This is a genomic window from Novosphingobium hassiacum (assembly GCF_014196055.1).
Lineage (GTDB): Bacteria > Pseudomonadota > Alphaproteobacteria > Sphingomonadales > Sphingomonadaceae > Novosphingobium > Novosphingobium hassiacum.
Map to the genome: position 1 here is coordinate 106,555 of NZ_JACICY010000004.1, position 14,974 is coordinate 121,528.

Here is a 14,974-nt window from a genome sequence, read left to right on the forward strand (position 1 = left end):
TCACGCTGAACCGGACCGACAGCATTTGTTCACAAAACCCGCGACATTTATGAACAGATCAGTCGTGTATGGCTTCGGGCTGCAGACCAGTCCAATAGGCGATGAACGCCAGGACATCGGCCCCGGCCCCGATGGTCTTGTCCACCGGCTTGCCCCCACCGTGCCCCGCCCGGGCCTCGACCCGCAACAGATGCGGCTTCTCGCCGATGTCGGCCGCCTGCAGCGCGGCAACATATTTGTAGCTATGCGCGGGCACCACGCGGTCGTCGTTATCCGCCGTCGTCACCAATATTGCCGGATAGGCCTTGCCGCCCGCCACGTTGTGGTAGGGCGAATAGGCGCGCAGCGTGCGCCAGTCGGCCTCGCGATCGGGCCGCCCGTAGTCGTCCACCCAGAACCTGCCCGATGTAAACCGGTCGTAGCGCAGCATGTCCATCACGCCGACGTCCGGATTGGCCGCGGCGAACAGGTCGGGACGCTGGTTGACCACGGCACCGACCAGCAACCCGCCGTTCGATGCGCCCTGCACCGCCAGCGTGCCGGGCGCGGCAATGCCCTCGCGGATCAGATATTCGCCCGCCGCAATGAAATCGTCGAAGCTGTTCTGCTTGTTCCCGCGCCGCCCCGCCTCGTACCAGCTGCGCCCGAACTCTCCGCCCCCGCGCACGCTGGCCATCGCGAACGCTCCGCCGGCCTCTAGCCATGCCATCCGCACCGGGCTGAACGCAGGCGTCAGCGAAATCTCGAACCCGCCATAGCCATAGAGCAGCGTCGGCAACGGCTTGCCCGCCTTCACCAGCGTCCGCTTGCGCACTACGTACATCGGGACTTTGGTGCCGTCCTTCGAGTTGAACTCGCGATGCTCCACCAGATAGTCAGCAGGATCGAACGCCATCGTCGGCAATGCGAAGGGCACAACCTCGCCCGTGCGCAAGTTCATCCGATAGATCGCCTGCGGCGTCGTGAAGCTGCTGAACTGGTAGAACGTCTCCGGATCGCCCGGCTGCCCGCCAAAGCCGCTCGCGGTCCCGATGGCATTGAGCGTGATCGCCTTGCCCGGACGCCCCTGCCGGTCGGTCATCATCGCCACGTTCTGCCCACCCTTGTTGTAGGAGAGCAGAAAGCGGTCGCCGATCATCCGCGCCCCCTCCAGCCTGTCCGCCCGCTGCGCCACCACTTCGCGCCAGCCGCGCTCGGGCGCGCCAAGATCGAGACTCACCAGATGGAACGCCGGCGCGCCACGGTCGGTGATGAACCACACCCTGTCGCCAAGTCCTGCCACCAGCCGCCAGTGGTCTGCAATGTCGGGTACAAGCGTCTGCGTATCCCACCTGCCCCGCTTGCGCCCGGCCAGCCTGATCAGATGGATCGCATTGCGCTTGTCGGTGCTGACCTCGCTGACAATTACCGCCCAGCGCCCGTCGCTGGTCACTTGCGCCTTGTGGCTCCATTCGGGATGGTCCGGCGTGGCGTAGACCCGTTCGTCCACGACTTGCGCGGTCCCTACCTTGTGAAACCACACCGCCTTGTCGAACCGGGGCTTGCGCGGATCATCGCCCGCGCTCGGTGTCGGAAAGCGCGAGTACAAAAACCCCTCATCGCCGACCCACGCGATGTCGGTGTCGTTGGCCCAATCGAGCCGGTCGTCGAGCAGGCGTCCGCTCGCCACCTCGATCACGCGCAACCGCCGCCAGTCGCTGCCCGCCTCCTGCTCGGCAAAGGCCACGAAGCGCCCGCTTGGCGAGGGCTCCCATTGTGCCAGCGCCACCGACCCGTCCGCGCTCCAGGTATTGGGGTCCAGCAACAACCGCTGCGCACCGTCCACACCCTTGCGCATCCATAGCGCGGAAAGGTTCTGCAGCCCCGCATTGCGCGTATAAAAGTAGTTGCGCCCCGCCTTGCGCGGCAGGCCATAGCGTTCGAAGTCGAAGAGCTTGCGGATGCGTTGCGCAAACTGGTCGCGTCCCGGAAGTCTGGCGAGATAGTCCGCCGACAGCGCATTCTGCCGCTTGATCCAGCCAGCAACCGCCGGATCACTGCGCTGATCGGCCTCGAGCCAGCGAAACGGATCGGGCACCCGCTCGCCGAACGCCAGCTCGACCAGCCCGTCGTCGCGCGTTGCAGGGTAGGCGCTGCGGGGGAAGATCAGGCGCGCTGGCGGCCAGGCCACTGCGGTTGATCCCGCGACCGTCGCACCAGCCGCAGATGCCTCGGCGCTCTCGCCGCCCGCACGCAAGGGACCGCCTGCCAGCAGCAACGCCAGCGCCACGATCGCGCCAGCAGCGCGTCGTCCCGTCAGTTCCAGCTCCCACGTCATATTATTGTCCCCCGCATAGCACTTTCCCAAGCGCAGCGGGAGACAATTAGTGCGTCATTCCTGCGGTTTGAGACCCGTCCAATGCGCGAGAAACGCGTAGACGTCGGCGCTTTCGGCAATCACCTTGGCCACCGGCGTACCCGCGCCATGCCCCGCCCGCGTCTCGATCCGGATCAGGTGCGGCTTCGGCCCGATCGGCGCGGCCTGAAGCGCCGCCGCATACTTGAAGCTGTGCCCCGGCACGACGCGGTCGTCAGTGTCGGCAGTCGTCACCAGGATCGCCGGATAATTCTTGCCCAGCGTGATGTTGTGATAGGGCGAATAGGCGCGCAGATAGCCCCAGTCGGCTTTCTTTTCGGGATAGCCATAGTCGAACACCCATTCGCGCCCGGCGGTGAACTTGTCGAACCGCAGCATGTCCATGACCCCTACAGCAGGGTGAGCAGCAGCGAACAGATCCGGACGCTGGTTGACGACCGCGCCGACCAGCAGGCCACCGTTCGAACCGCCTTCGACCGCCAGCCCCTGCTCCGATGTCACTCCGTTGGCCTTCAGCCATTTACCTGCAGCGATAAAATCATCGAACACGTTCTGCTTGGTCGGCCCCTTGCCCGCCAGATGCCACTCTTCACCGTATTCACCGCCACCGCGAATGTTCGCCACAGCATAGGCCCCGCCCGCCTCGAGCCAAGCCATCCGCGCTGGCGAAAAGCCTGGCAGGACCGAGATGTTGAACCCGCCGTAGCCGTAGAGGATCGTCGGCAGCGGACCTGTAAGGTCCTTGCGTCGTACGAGGAACATCGGGATTTTGGTGCCGTCTTCCGAGGGATAAAACACTTGGCGCGTCTCGAACCGCGCCGGATCGAACGTCAGCTTGGGTGCTTCCCAGACCTTGCCCGAAGCGGGGTTACCAGCATCGAAACTGTAAATCGTGGCCGGTTGGGTGAAGCCGCTGAACGCATAGTGGCCGACCGGTTCGCCCGGCTCGCCGATCACACCGCTGACACTCCCGATGCCCGGCAACGCCATCGGTCCGAGCGCCTTGCCCTCAAGCGTGGCCAGCCGCAACTCGGCCTTCACGTCGCGCAGATACGTCGGCACCAGCCGGTCGCCGACGATCTTCGCGCCATCAAGCACGGCATCGTCCTGCGGCACGACGACGGTAAACTTAGGCTCAGCACCGGACAGATCAACCCGCATCACCTGCTTGCGCGCCGCATCCTTACTGGTGACGAACCACAGCGTGTCGCCAACGCCGTCGATCAGCGTCCACTCGTCGGCCAGCCCGGCAACGATCGGCCGGACCTTCCAATCGCCCTTGCCGAAGGATGCGATGCCGATCGCGTTGCCCTTCTCGCTACCCGTGCTCGTGGCAATCACCAGCCAACGACCGTCATGCGTGACCTCGGCAGAGTGATAGAGGCGCGGGTTGTCGGGCGTCGCATAGACCTGCCGGTCGGCCGACTGCGGCGTTCCCAGCTTGTGATACCACACCGACTGGTTCGAACTGACCGCCTGAAACGCTTCGCCAGCCTTCGGCGCGGGGAAGCGCGAATAGACAATGCCGTCGTTGCCTGCCCACGCGATATGCGAGAACTTCACGTTCTCGATCAAGTCAGGCAGCACCGTGCCACTCGCGACGTCGATTACCCTCAGCGTGCGCCAGTCCGACCCGCCATCCTGCACGCTATACGCCACCCGCGTGCCATCATGCGATGCCTCCCAGCCGTCGAGCGCGGTCGAGCCATCCTTGGCCCACAGGTTGGGATCGATCAGCACGCGGCGCGCGTCGCTGCCATCGGCCTTGCGAACGTAGAGCACCGACTGGTTCTGCAGGCCGGAATTGTGGCGGAAGAAGAGGTTCTGGCCCGCCTTTACCGGCAGTCCGAAGCGTTCGAAATCGAACAGTGCATTGAGTCGCTTTTCGAAAGCGGCACGTTCGGGCAGCTTGGCGAGATAGGCGGCGGTAAACCCGCTCTGCGCCTCGACCCATGCGGCAACCTTCGGATCGACGCGAACATCGGCCTCGAGCCAGCGGTAGGGGTCTGCGATCTGCTGGCCGAATGCGGTCTCGACGACCGTGCCGCGTTCGGTTGATGGGTATTTCATCGCGTCATCCACGGTTTGCGCCGCAAGCGGCGTGGCGATCAGGAGCGCCGCCGAGTGGGCGAGGAGCAAACGGATCAAGGGCATGGGTGGGGGTTTCCGAACGGTTCATTCTGGTTGCCAACGTAACTAGCAATGTACCCCGAACATGCAAGAGGAGCCGAGGCCACACTGCCCGCATAGCCGCCCCACCGCCTCCGTCCCCGTCGCCCCGGCGCAGGCCGGGGTCCATCACGCTCGCCCTACCAACCGACTACGTTGATGCGCGCAAACACATCTCCGGCTCACGATGGCGTGATGGGCCCCGGCCTGCGCCGGGGTGACGGTGGTTGGCGGAGAACCCTCCACACCTCAAACAGAAAACGGGCGGCGGCCTGAAGGCCCCGCCCGTTGTTCTATCGGATGAACCCGAAGCGCGGATTATGCGGCTTCGTATTCGTCCTCGTCGGCGGTCATCACCGGACCCGAGTCCTGACCCTTGGCCGAGACGTCGCGGTCAACCAGTTCGATCACGGCGATCGGAGCAGCGTCCGAGGCACGGTAACCGGCCTTGATGATGCGGGTGTAGCCACCGTTGCGGTCGGCATAACGCTCAGCCAGCACCGAGAACAGCTTGGTCAGCTGCGCATCGTCGAGCAGGCGGGCGTGCGCGAGACGACGGTTCGAAAGACCGCCCTTCTTGCCCAGCGTGATCAGCTTTTCGAGGTAGGGGCGCAGTTCGCGCGCCTTCGGCGTGGTCGTGGTGATCTGCTCGTGCTTGATCAACGCGGCTGCCATATTGCGGAGCATCGCGAGGCGGTGAGCGGAGGTACGACCAAGCTTACGCTGGCCCATTTTATGACGCATGGGTAATTCCTTCTGTTCGTATGGGGGCCGTACGAGGTACCCCGATCCAGGCGGCTGTTACGGGCTGCCGCCAAATCGCCCTCTTGCCTCCGAAAAGGCAAAACCTGCTCCCCCGCGAAGGCGGGGGCCTCAGGCCGAATAGCACTCCGCCTCCCGAGGCCCCCGCCTTCGCGGGGGCGCCAGAAGGACGAATTTGCTTAACCCAGAAGTTCTTGCTCGAGCTTCTTGGCCATTTCCTCGATGTTTTCCGGCGGCCAGCCGGGGATGTCCATGCCGAGGCGCAGACCCATCGAGGAGAGAACTTCCTTGATCTCGTTGAGCGACTTGCGGCCGAAGTTCGGCGTGCGCAGCATCTCGGCTTCGGTCTTCTGGACCAGATCGCCGATGTAGATGATGTTGTCGTTCTTGAGGCAGTTGGCCGAGCGTACCGACAGCTCCAATTCGTCGACCTTCTTGAGAAGGTAACGGTTGAGCTGGTTGGCATCGCTTTCTTCCGGAGCATGCGAGGCAACGCCTGCAACTGAAGGAACGTGGCCGACCGGAACCTGATCGTCGAAGTGCACGAACAGCGAAAGCTGGTCCTGGAGGATGCGCGCGGCATAGGCCACGGCATCTTCAGGGGTCACGGTGCCATCGGTTTCGACCGTCAGGTTGAGCTTGTCATAGTCAAGCTCCTGACCGATGCGAGCGTTGTCGACCTTGTATGAAACCTGACGAACCGGCGAATACAGCGAATCGACCGGGATCAGGCCGATCGGCGCATCGATCGGGCGGTTCGACACGGCGGGGACGTATCCCTTGCCGGTATCGACCGTCAGTTCCATGTTGAAGGTCGCGCCTTCATCGAGATTGCAGATCACGAGGTCCTTGTTGAGGACTTCGATATCGCCGGTGACGGCAATGTCGCCTGCCTTGACTTCGCCCGGGCCGGTCGCCGAAAGCTGGAGACGCTTGGGGCCTTCGCCCTGCATCTTCAGTGCAATCTGCTTCACGTTCAGGACGATGTCGGTCACGTCTTCACGCACGCCGGCAAGCGACGAGAATTCGTGAAGCACGTTCTCGATCTTGATCGAGGTAACAGCCGCGCCCTGCAGCGAGGACAACAGCACGCGACGCAGCGCGTTGCCGAGGGTGAGACCAAAGCCACGCTCCAGCGGTTCCGCGACGAAAGTGACGCGGCGCTTGGGGTCGTTGCCCGGCTTGATCTCGAGATTGTTGGGCTTCTTCAGTTCCTGCCAGTTCTTGATGTTGACAGACATGGAATTCCCCTGGGGTTTGTGCGGGCTTGCCGGATGTCGGACGGTTGTCCTCACCCGGTCGAAATATTGGGCGGATGACGGCGCCGGTACCTGCGCCAGTCATCCGCCAAAGACTTGATCAGACGCGACGGCGCTTCGACGGGCGAACGCCGTTGTGCGGGATCGGGGTCACATCACGGATCGCCGTGATGGTGAAGCCGACCGCCTGAAGCGCGCGCAGGGCGCTTTCACGACCCGAACCGGGGCCCTTGACCTCGACTTCGAGGGTGCGGACGCCGTGCTCGGCAGCCTTCTTGCCGGCATCGTCTGCTGCAACCTGTGCGGCGTACGGCGTCGACTTGCGGCTGCCCTTGAAGCCCATCATGCCGGCTGACGACCATGAAATGGCGTTGCCCTGAGCATCGGTGATGGTGACCATCGTGTTGTTGAAGCTGGCGTTTACGTGCGCGACACCACTGGTGATGTTCTTGCGCTCGCGGCGCTTAATGCGCTGAGGTTCGCGTGCCATTGATTTCTATCCTCGAGAAACTGCTACGGAAGAAGGCCCTTAAGGGTCTTACTTCTTCTTGCCGGCGATCGGCTTGGCCTTACCCTTGCGGGTGCGAGCGTTGGTGTGCGTGCGCTGACCGCGGACCGGCAGGCCCTTGCGGTGACGCAGGCCACGATAGCATGCAAGGTCCATCAGACGCTTGATGTTCATCGCGACTTCACGACGAAGATCGCCTTCCACGGTGTGATCGCCGTCGATCGCTTCGCGGATCTGGAGGACTTCGGCGTCCGACAGGTCCTGAACGCGACGCGAATGATCGATGCCGATCTTGTCAGCAATCTGCTTGGCCTTGTGAGCCCCGATACCGTGAATGTAGGTGAGCGCGATGATAACGCGCTTGTTGGTGGGGATATTTACCCCGGCAATACGAGCCACTAGCTTCTCCGTTTTGCTCCACAGGGCGAAGCGACTCACGCCGTACGCCCTATCTCATCGCTAAAAAACACCCTCAAAGTCCCGGAAAACCTTGACAGGACAAGGAATTACCCTTGGCTGCAAAAACCCTACCGGTTGAGAGTGAAAGGCGCGCTTAAGCGGTTTCGTCTGCAACGTCAACCGTTGCGACACTATCATGCGCCAACAAAAGGCGGCCAGAACATGATGTTCCGGCGCGGCCTTGCTGTGTCGTGCAGAACGTATACCCTGTCTGCGGCATGAGGTCAAAGCGGGTCTGAACTTGCCCAGGCTACCTGCCGTCTGCCAGCTGTCATTCGTCCCGCTTTGCCAAGAGCCGAAATAATTCCGACGCGCCGGAGCCTATCGGCGCGCAACCAGTTTAGGCCCCATGCCCGCAAATCCCCAGCGCCTCGCGATCACCGTCACCCTCGATTACACGCTCCCCTGCCCTGCTTCGGTGCTGATGCAGATTGCCGCAGCCCGCCTGCCCGACCAGCAGGTGACCATGGAAACGCTGGACATTGGCGGGTTGCCGCCCGCCATCCATGTGGCAGCGCATGGCGGCATTGGCGAACGATCCTGGCTGACACCGCAAAGTGCGTTGCAAGTCTTCTACCAAGCAGAAGTCGAGATCACACGCGAAGTCGTGCCGCTGGCCAACCTGTTTGCCGATGCGCTGACGGTGCTGCCGGCCGACGCCATCGAATACCTGCTGCCCTCGCGCTATTGCCCGGTCGATACGCTGCATGCAGCATCGATGGAAATGTTCGGCAATCTTGCAGGCGGCGCGGCGGTAGAAGCGGCGTGCGACTGGATCGGCAGCCATTTATGCTATGTGCCAGGCGCGAGCCACGGCGGGACGACCGCGATCGACACGTTTCACAGCCGTGAGGGCGTGTGCCGCGATTATGCGCACCTGCTGGTAACGCTGGTCCGCGCGATCGGCATTCCGGCCCGCGTCGTCAGCGCCTATGCGCCCGGTGTAAACCCGCCCGATTTCCATGCGCTCGCGCAAGTGTGGCTGGCAGGTGATTGGCACCTTGTCGATGCGACCGGGATGGCAGACCCCGCCCAGACCGCAATCGTGGGGATCGGGCGCGATGCCGCCGATATTTCGTTCCTGACGATCTTCGGAAGCGCTGAACTGAACGCGCAGGCAGTAAGCGTGGTACTGCTTTAGATACGGTCAGCCTGCGCAACCGCGTCGCTGGCGCGCAGGGCGCTGACGATGCGCGTGAGATGGGCGAGATCGCGCACCTCCAGATCGACCTCATACGTGTGGAACGGGTTTTCGCGCATGGTCATCTCGAGGTTGACCACGTTGGCATGGTTCTGCGCGAAGATCCCGGCCATCTCGGCGAGCGTGCCGGGGCGATTGTAGAGCTCGGCGCGCAACCGCCCGATAGCGCCATCGGTGCGCGCGTCCCATGACAGGTCGATCCAATCGGCGTCGACCCCGTCGGCCAGCTTCATGCAGTCGATCGCGTGGACCTCGACGCCCTTTTCCGGACGGCGCAGGCCAACGATGCGGTCGCCCGGGACGGGATGGCAGCATTCGGCCAGCTTGAACGCCATGCCAGGGGTCAGTCCGCGAACTGCGATGGCGCGCTGCTGACGCGGCCAGTTTTCCTCGGGCACATTGGCTGCGCTGCCGGGTACCAGCGCCTCCATCACCTGCCGGTCATCGATCTTGGCCGAGCCGACGGCGAACATGAAGTCCTCTTCGGTCGCCATCTTCAGCCGCTTGACCGCATCGGCCAGAGCCTTCTTGCCAATTTTGCTCGGCAGGCGCTCGACGATTTCCTCGTAGAGCTTGCGCCCGATCGCGGCGACCTCCGCGCGCTCCTTCTGACGCACGAACCGCCTGATCGCGGCACGGGCCTTGCCGGTCACGACAAACCCCAGCCACGAAAGCTGCGGCTCCGAATTGCGGCTTTTGATGATCTCGACCACGTCGCCATTGCCGAGCGCGGTGCGCAACGGCACGTGACGCCCGTTGATCTTGGCACCAACCGCCTGCGCGCCCAGGTTTGTATGCACCGCAAAGGCGAAATCGATCGGGGTCGCGCCCTTGGGCAGCTGAAACAGCGCCCCCTTGGGCGTGAACGCGAAGATGCGATCCTGATAGATCGCCATCTTGGTGTTTTCGAGCAGTTCCTCGGCATCGTGGCTGGAATCGAGGATTTCGATCAGGTCGCGCAGCCAGCCGACTTGTCCATCGGACTTGCCGCCCTGCTTATAGGCCCAGTGCGCCGCAAGGCCGAACTCGTTGCGCTCGTGCATGTCCTGCGTCTTGATCTGCACTTCGACGCGCATCGCGTTGGAATAGATCAGCGCGGTATGGAGCGAACGATAGCCGTTCATCTTCGGCGTCGAGATGTAATCCTTGAACCGTCCGGGGATCATCTGCCACTCACGGTGGAGGATACCGAGTGCCTTGTAGCAGTCGTCCTCGCTGTCGGTCAGCACCCGGAATGCCATGATGTCGGTGATCTGCTCGAACGAGACATGGCGCTCGGCCATCTTGCGCCAGATCGAGTACGGGTGCTTTTCGCGGCCCGATACTTCGACGCGCAGGCCCGATCCCGCCAGTGCCTGCTTGATCTGCAGAGCGATGCTGTCGACCTGTGCGCCGGCCTCGTTGCGGATCGCCGCCAGACGGCCAGTGATCGTGGCATAGGCCTCGGGCTCGATCTGTTCGAACGCTAGCAACTGCATCTCGCGCATGTATTCGTACATGCCCACACGCTCCGCGAGAGGCGCGTAGATCTCCATCGTCTCTCGCGAGATGCGGCGGCGCTTTTCCTCGCTGCGGATGAAATGCAGCGTCCGCATGTTGTGCAACCGGTCGGCCAGCTTGACCAACAGAACGCGCAGGTCCTCGCTCATCGCCAGCAAGAACTTGCGCAGGTTCTCCGCCGCGCGCTCGCTCTCGCTCATCGTCTCGATCTTCGAGAGCTTGGTCACGCCGTCGACCAGCTTGGCAACATCGGGACCGAACAGGCGCTCGATGTCCTCGACCGTGGTCAGCGTGTCCTCGACCGTATCGTGCAGTAGCGCGGTGATGATCGTGTCCTGATCGAGCTTGAGCTCGGTCATCAGGCCCGCAACCTCGACGGGGTGCGAGAAGTAGGGGTCACCGCTGGCGCGTTTCTGGGTGCCGTGTTTCTGCACGGTAAAAACATAGGCACGGTTGAGCATCGCCTCGTCCGCATCGGGATCGTAGGCAAGCACGCGTTCGACAAGTTCGTACTGGCGGAGCATCTCGCCCCTAGATGGAGGTAGAAGCACGGGTAGGGCAAGTGCGAACCCTACGTGAATTCGAATGATTTGCCGTGTTTAGCGGATCAGCGCAATCTGTGGCGCGGAATCCTCAGGGTAAAGGTCACACAAACGCGGGTCGTGATAGACTTCGACGAAGCGCGCGAAGGGTACGAAACCTCGGGCCATGTAGAACGGCACGGCGCGCGGATCGTCGGTGGTGCACGAATGCAGCCAGACGCGCGAAATGCCCGGCGCCCACGCCATCTGCAGCGCCTTGCGCATCAACCATTGGCCAAGACCTTTACCGGTAGCGCCCGGAATCAGACCGAAGAAGGCGATCTCGCATTCGCCCGCGACGCGGAAGTCGAGTTCGAGGATGCCGACTTCGACGCGCGTGCGATCGACCACGGCGAAGAGGTGCACGCGCGGGTCGCCGATCACTTCGGCCAGTTGCGCGTCGTTCAACGGCAATCGCGACCACCACAGCCACGGTCGGCCGACGCGCTTGTAGAGCGTCCGGTACTTTTCGGGGGTGCAGTCCTTCCAGCGGACGAGTTGCACCGGCACGTCGCCCTCGGGCGTCAGGCGGCGCAAGCCTTCGGGCGGCACGAGCATTTCGAGCGCGGTGACGATGCAGGCCAGATCGCCCGGGGCGACGTTGTGAAAGCCGCGCCCGATCGGTTCGCCCGCGACCTTCACCGGATCAGCTCCACACGGCTTCGGGAGGAAGGCTCATCAGGATGGCGTCGATGTTGCCACCGGTCTTGAGGCCGAACAGCGTGCCTCGGTCCCAGACGAGATTGAATTCGGCGTAGCGGCCCCGGTACTGAAGCTGCTGAAGCTTTTCGGCATCGTTGAACGCCATACCCATCCGGCGGCGCACCAGCTTGGGAAACACGCCGAGGAAGGCATCGCCCACGTCGCGGGTGAAGGCGAAGTTGGCTTCGAACGCGGCGTCGTTGGGGCATTCGAGGTGATCGTAAAATATCCCGCCGACGCCGCGATGAACCTTGCGGTGGGGGATCCAGAAGTAGTCGTCCGCCCACTTCTTGAACTTCGGGTAGTAATCCGGATCGTGGCGGTCGCAGGCGGCCTTGTACTCTGCGTGGAAGTCGGCGGTGTCCTCAGCATAGGGGATCGGCGGGTTGAGATCGCCGCCGCCGCCGAACCACGCCTTGCTGGTCGTCAGGAAACGTGTGTTCATATGGACCGCAGGCACGTGCGGATTGGCCATGTGCGCGACAAGGCTGATGCCCGTTGCGGTGAACCCCGGCACTTCGGCGCTGGCCCCATTGATCGTGCCGGCAAATTCCTTCGAGAATTCGCCCTGCACGGTCGAAACGTTGACGCCGACCTTTTCGAAGACCTTGCCCTTCATCAGGCCCTGTACGCCACCACCGCCGTGGGGAACTTCCTCGCCTTCGACCTCGCGGTTCCAAGGGGTGAAGGCAAACGATGCATCCGACCCGGCCTCACGTTCAATGGCCTCGAATTCGGCGCATATCCGGTCGCGCAGGCTTTCGAACCAGCTGCGGGCGCGGGCGGTGTGATCGGTCCAATTGTCCATGGCGTTTTCGTTCATGGGCGGCACTTGCCAAGGGAAACGCCATCCGGCAAGGGGAAGTCATGGTTCCCTTTTCGTTCGCAGATCAGGAATTTCGGCTCGGCGCATCGCGCGCGCTTTACTGGGCAGAGGAAAACGCCCTGCTGGTGGCCGACCTTCATCTGGAAAAAGCCAGTTTCTTTGCGCGCCACGGCCAGATGCTCCCGCCTTATGACAGCCGCGCCACGCTGGAGCGGCTGGCCGACGCGCTGAAGCTGACAGGCGCGCGCCGGGTCTATTGCCTGGGAGATTCGTTTCACGACTCGGGCGGCGTCGATCGCCTCGACCCCCATGCGGCAGGCATGCTTGACGTGCTGACACGGGTCACCGACTGGGTCTGGATCACTGGCAACCACGATGAGGATGCCCGCTCGCCCGGTGGCACTTTGGCGGATGAAATGGTCGTGCGCGGGGTAACCCTGCGCCACATCGCCCGTTGCGGAACCGATGGCGCGGAAGTTTCCGGACACTTCCACCCCAAGCTGCGCGTCGCCGTGCGTGGGCGCACGATCGCCCGGCCCTGCGGGGTTGTCAGCGAATCCCGGCTGATCCTGCCGGCCTTCGGCGCGCTGACCGGTGGGCTCGACGCAGGCGCGCCAGCGATTCTTGCGGCGTTGCAGCCGGCCCGCATGATCGATGCGATCGTGCCTGCCGGTGATCGGTTGGCGCGGTTTGCCCTGTGGCGCGAAGCCGCCTGATCGTTACGGAAATGAAGCGGATGCAATGCGCCCTTTAACTGTGCGCGCATTGTGATATGAGCGCGCCAATCGTATATTTGGTAAAACTGCAGGAGAAAGCACAATAGCCCCCCCACCGCGGCGCAGTATGGCGCCCCCCGTCAAGAGCGGGCCTCGCTTCAACCAGATGATCAACGTGCCCAAAGTGCGCGTGATCGACGAGAATGGCGAGAACCTGGGTGTCATGTACACCCGCGAAGCAATCGACCAGGCGGCCGAAGTCGGCCTCGACCTTGTCGAAGTGTCGCCCACAGCCGATCCGCCGGTCTGCAAGTTCCTCGATGTCGGCAAGTTCCGCTACGAGGCGCAGAAGAAGGCGAACCTTGCCCGCAAGAGCCAGAAGACGCAGGAGATCAAAGAGATCAAGATGCGTCCGGCGATCGACGACCATGACTACGATACGAAGATGCGTAACGTCGTCCGGTTTCTCGAAGATGGCGACAAGGTCAAGATCACGCTGCGGTTCCGCGGGCGCGAGCTTTCGCACCAGCAGATCGGCATGAATCTGCTTCGCAAGGTGCAGGAAGATGTTGCCGAAATTGCCAAGATCGAAGCCTTCCCCCGCATGGAAGGCCGCCAGATGCTGATGGTCCTCGCGCCGAAGTAAGCGCAAGGCACATCGACGATGGTTTTGAAGGGGCGCGCCGCAAGGTGCGCCCTTTTCTGTTGGGCGCGGGCCGAACACCGCTACCGCCGTTCCCGCCTGAAAACGCGCCTCGTCCCGCCACATGCACCATCCAGCGGACTCGCCATGCCCGAGTTGCGATATGGCGCGTTTGCAGCGCGGTTCGCCAAAAAACTCAGGAGAAGTGCATGTCATCCATGATCAAGATTATCCCGGCCGTGGCCATCCTCGCAGGATCGCTTGGCCTCGGCGGTTGCGCCACCAAGGGCTACGTGCGTGAGCAGGTCGCCGTCGTCGATCAGCGCGTTTCGACGCTCGAGGGCCGTGTTGCCGAAACCGACGGCATCGCTCGCGCTGCACGCGGCGAAGCTCAAGCCGCCAACGCCCAGGCCCAGACCAACACCCAGCGTCTTGACCAGCTGACCGGCCGTGTCGACGGCGTCGAACAGCGTATGATCCAGGCCCAGACCAAGAAGCCGCGCAACTAAGACCTGCTGTGACCGCAGCTTCCGATCTTCACCATTCCCTGCGTCGGCAATTGTTGTCGGCGCGGGGTCTTGCCGAGTGCGATAATCGATGAACCACCGTATTTTGGCGCTTGCCGGGCTTGCGCTGACTGTCCCTGCCACCGTGCAGGCGGCAGCCACTCCCGTTGCGCCCGAAGCATCGCAAGGCGAAACTGAACGATCGGAAGCTGCGACCCGCGTCGTCAATTGGGTCGCTTCGGCCAAGGACAATGCGGCCCTGCCCTATGTCGTGATCGATAAACCCTCGGCAACGCTGTATCTGTTCGACGCCAAGGGGAGACAGGTGGCGACCTCTCCCGTCCTGCTCGGCATCGCACTCGGCGACGATGCGACGCCCGGGATCGGCTCCAAAAACCTTTCAGAAATCGGCCCCGCCGAAAAGACGACGCCTGCCGGCCGGTTCCTTGCCAAGTTCGGGGTGGCTGCGGGCAAGCAAAGGGTGCTTTGGGTCGATTACGCGACTTCGGTCGCCTTGCACCCGATCCCACCCGTGACCAAGGCCAACAAGAAGGATCACCGCAAGGACCGCATGCTGTCGCCGACAATCGACGATAACCGGATCACTTACGGTTGCATCAACGTGACCAAGGTCACTTACGCCAAAGTCAGCAAGCTGTTCGGCAAGAAGGGCGGTTACGTCTATATCCTCCCAGACCTCAAGCCGGTCGAAGACGCCTTCCCGCCCCTTTACGCACAGCCTTATCTGACGCGTTGAATTCCGGCCCCCCTATCGCTTGACGCACC

General features: G+C 63.0%; 14 protein-coding genes. 5 read left to right on the forward strand and 9 right to left on the reverse strand.

Annotation, left to right across the window (positions count from 1 at the left end):
* Nucleotides 1–58: 58 nt before the first annotated feature.
* The 6 genes from GGQ88_RS09950 to rpsM all read right to left on the reverse strand — a co-directional run bounded on the left by GGQ88_RS09950 (nt 59) and on the right by rpsM (nt 7,453).
* Complete coding sequence (locus GGQ88_RS09950) at nt 59–2,317, reverse strand: prolyl oligopeptidase family serine peptidase (protein ID WP_183613012.1); 2,259 nt, start codon at nt 2,315–2,317, stop codon at nt 59–61.
* A 54-nt stretch (nt 2,318–2,371) separates the two neighbouring features.
* Nucleotides 2,372–4,510 carry a prolyl oligopeptidase family serine peptidase gene (locus GGQ88_RS09955; protein WP_183613013.1) on the reverse strand — a complete coding sequence of 713 codons (2,139 nt, stop codon included), beginning with the start codon at nt 4,508–4,510 and terminating at the stop codon, nt 2,372–2,374.
* Between the two features lie 333 nt (nt 4,511–4,843).
* Nucleotides 4,844–5,269, reverse strand: a complete 426-nt coding sequence (gene rplQ, locus GGQ88_RS09960) for a 50S ribosomal protein L17 (RefSeq protein ID WP_183613014.1) — start codon at nt 5,267–5,269, stop codon at nt 4,844–4,846.
* A 197-nt stretch (nt 5,270–5,466) separates the two neighbouring features.
* Nucleotides 5,467–6,528, reverse strand: coding sequence for a DNA-directed RNA polymerase subunit alpha (locus tag GGQ88_RS09965; RefSeq protein WP_183613015.1), 1,062 nt, complete (start codon nt 6,526–6,528; stop codon nt 5,467–5,469).
* Between the two features lie 118 nt (nt 6,529–6,646).
* Nucleotides 6,647–7,036 (reverse strand): 30S ribosomal protein S11, encoded by a 390-nt coding sequence (gene rpsK, locus GGQ88_RS09970; RefSeq protein WP_183613016.1) that lies wholly within the window; start codon nt 7,034–7,036, stop codon nt 6,647–6,649.
* A 48-nt stretch (nt 7,037–7,084) separates the two neighbouring features.
* Entirely contained in the window at nt 7,085–7,453 is a 369-nt protein-coding gene (gene rpsM, locus GGQ88_RS09975; protein ID WP_183613017.1) for a 30S ribosomal protein S13, read from the reverse strand.
* 409 nt (nt 7,454–7,862) lie between these two features.
* On the opposite strand from rpsM, the gene GGQ88_RS09980 reads away from it, so the two are divergent.
* Nucleotides 7,863–8,654: a transglutaminase-like domain-containing protein gene (locus GGQ88_RS09980; protein ID WP_183613018.1), complete on the forward strand. Its 792-nt coding sequence runs from the start codon at nt 7,863–7,865 to the stop codon at nt 8,652–8,654.
* Here the strand turns inward: GGQ88_RS09980 and GGQ88_RS09985 are convergent.
* The 3 genes from GGQ88_RS09985 to hemF form a co-directional block, all read right to left on the reverse strand.
* Nucleotides 8,651–10,738, reverse strand: coding sequence for a RelA/SpoT family protein (locus GGQ88_RS09985; protein ID WP_183613019.1), 2,088 nt, complete (start codon nt 10,736–10,738; stop codon nt 8,651–8,653). The two genes, GGQ88_RS09980 and GGQ88_RS09985, sit on opposite strands and share 4 nt — an antisense overlap.
* Before the next feature lie 75 nt (nt 10,739–10,813).
* Nucleotides 10,814–11,353 (reverse strand): GNAT family N-acetyltransferase, encoded by a 540-nt coding sequence (locus GGQ88_RS09990; protein ID WP_183613220.1) that lies wholly within the window; start codon nt 11,351–11,353, stop codon nt 10,814–10,816.
* Between the two features lie 88 nt (nt 11,354–11,441).
* Nucleotides 11,442–12,305 carry an oxygen-dependent coproporphyrinogen oxidase gene (gene hemF / locus GGQ88_RS09995; protein WP_183613221.1) on the reverse strand — a complete coding sequence of 288 codons (864 nt, stop codon included), beginning with the start codon at nt 12,303–12,305 and terminating at the stop codon, nt 11,442–11,444.
* 59 nt (nt 12,306–12,364) lie between these two features.
* On the opposite strand from hemF, the gene pdeM reads away from it, so the two are divergent.
* From pdeM to GGQ88_RS10015, 4 genes are all read left to right on the forward strand, one after another.
* Complete coding sequence (gene pdeM / locus GGQ88_RS10000) at nt 12,365–13,039, forward strand: ligase-associated DNA damage response endonuclease PdeM (protein WP_183613020.1); 675 nt, start codon at nt 12,365–12,367, stop codon at nt 13,037–13,039.
* A gap of 127 nt (nt 13,040–13,166) precedes the next feature.
* Nucleotides 13,167–13,685 carry a translation initiation factor IF-3 gene (gene infC, locus GGQ88_RS10005; protein ID WP_183613021.1) on the forward strand — a complete coding sequence of 173 codons (519 nt, stop codon included), beginning with the start codon at nt 13,167–13,169 and terminating at the stop codon, nt 13,683–13,685.
* 206 nt (nt 13,686–13,891) lie between these two features.
* Nucleotides 13,892–14,191: a hypothetical protein gene (locus GGQ88_RS10010; RefSeq protein WP_183613022.1), complete on the forward strand. Its 300-nt coding sequence runs from the start codon at nt 13,892–13,894 to the stop codon at nt 14,189–14,191.
* A gap of 88 nt (nt 14,192–14,279) precedes the next feature.
* The gene (locus tag GGQ88_RS10015; RefSeq protein ID WP_183613023.1) at nt 14,280–14,945 is read left to right on the forward strand and encodes a hypothetical protein; all 666 of its coding nucleotides are present in this window, start codon (nt 14,280–14,282) and stop codon (nt 14,943–14,945) included.
* The last annotated feature ends 29 nt before the right edge of the window (nt 14,946–14,974 follow it).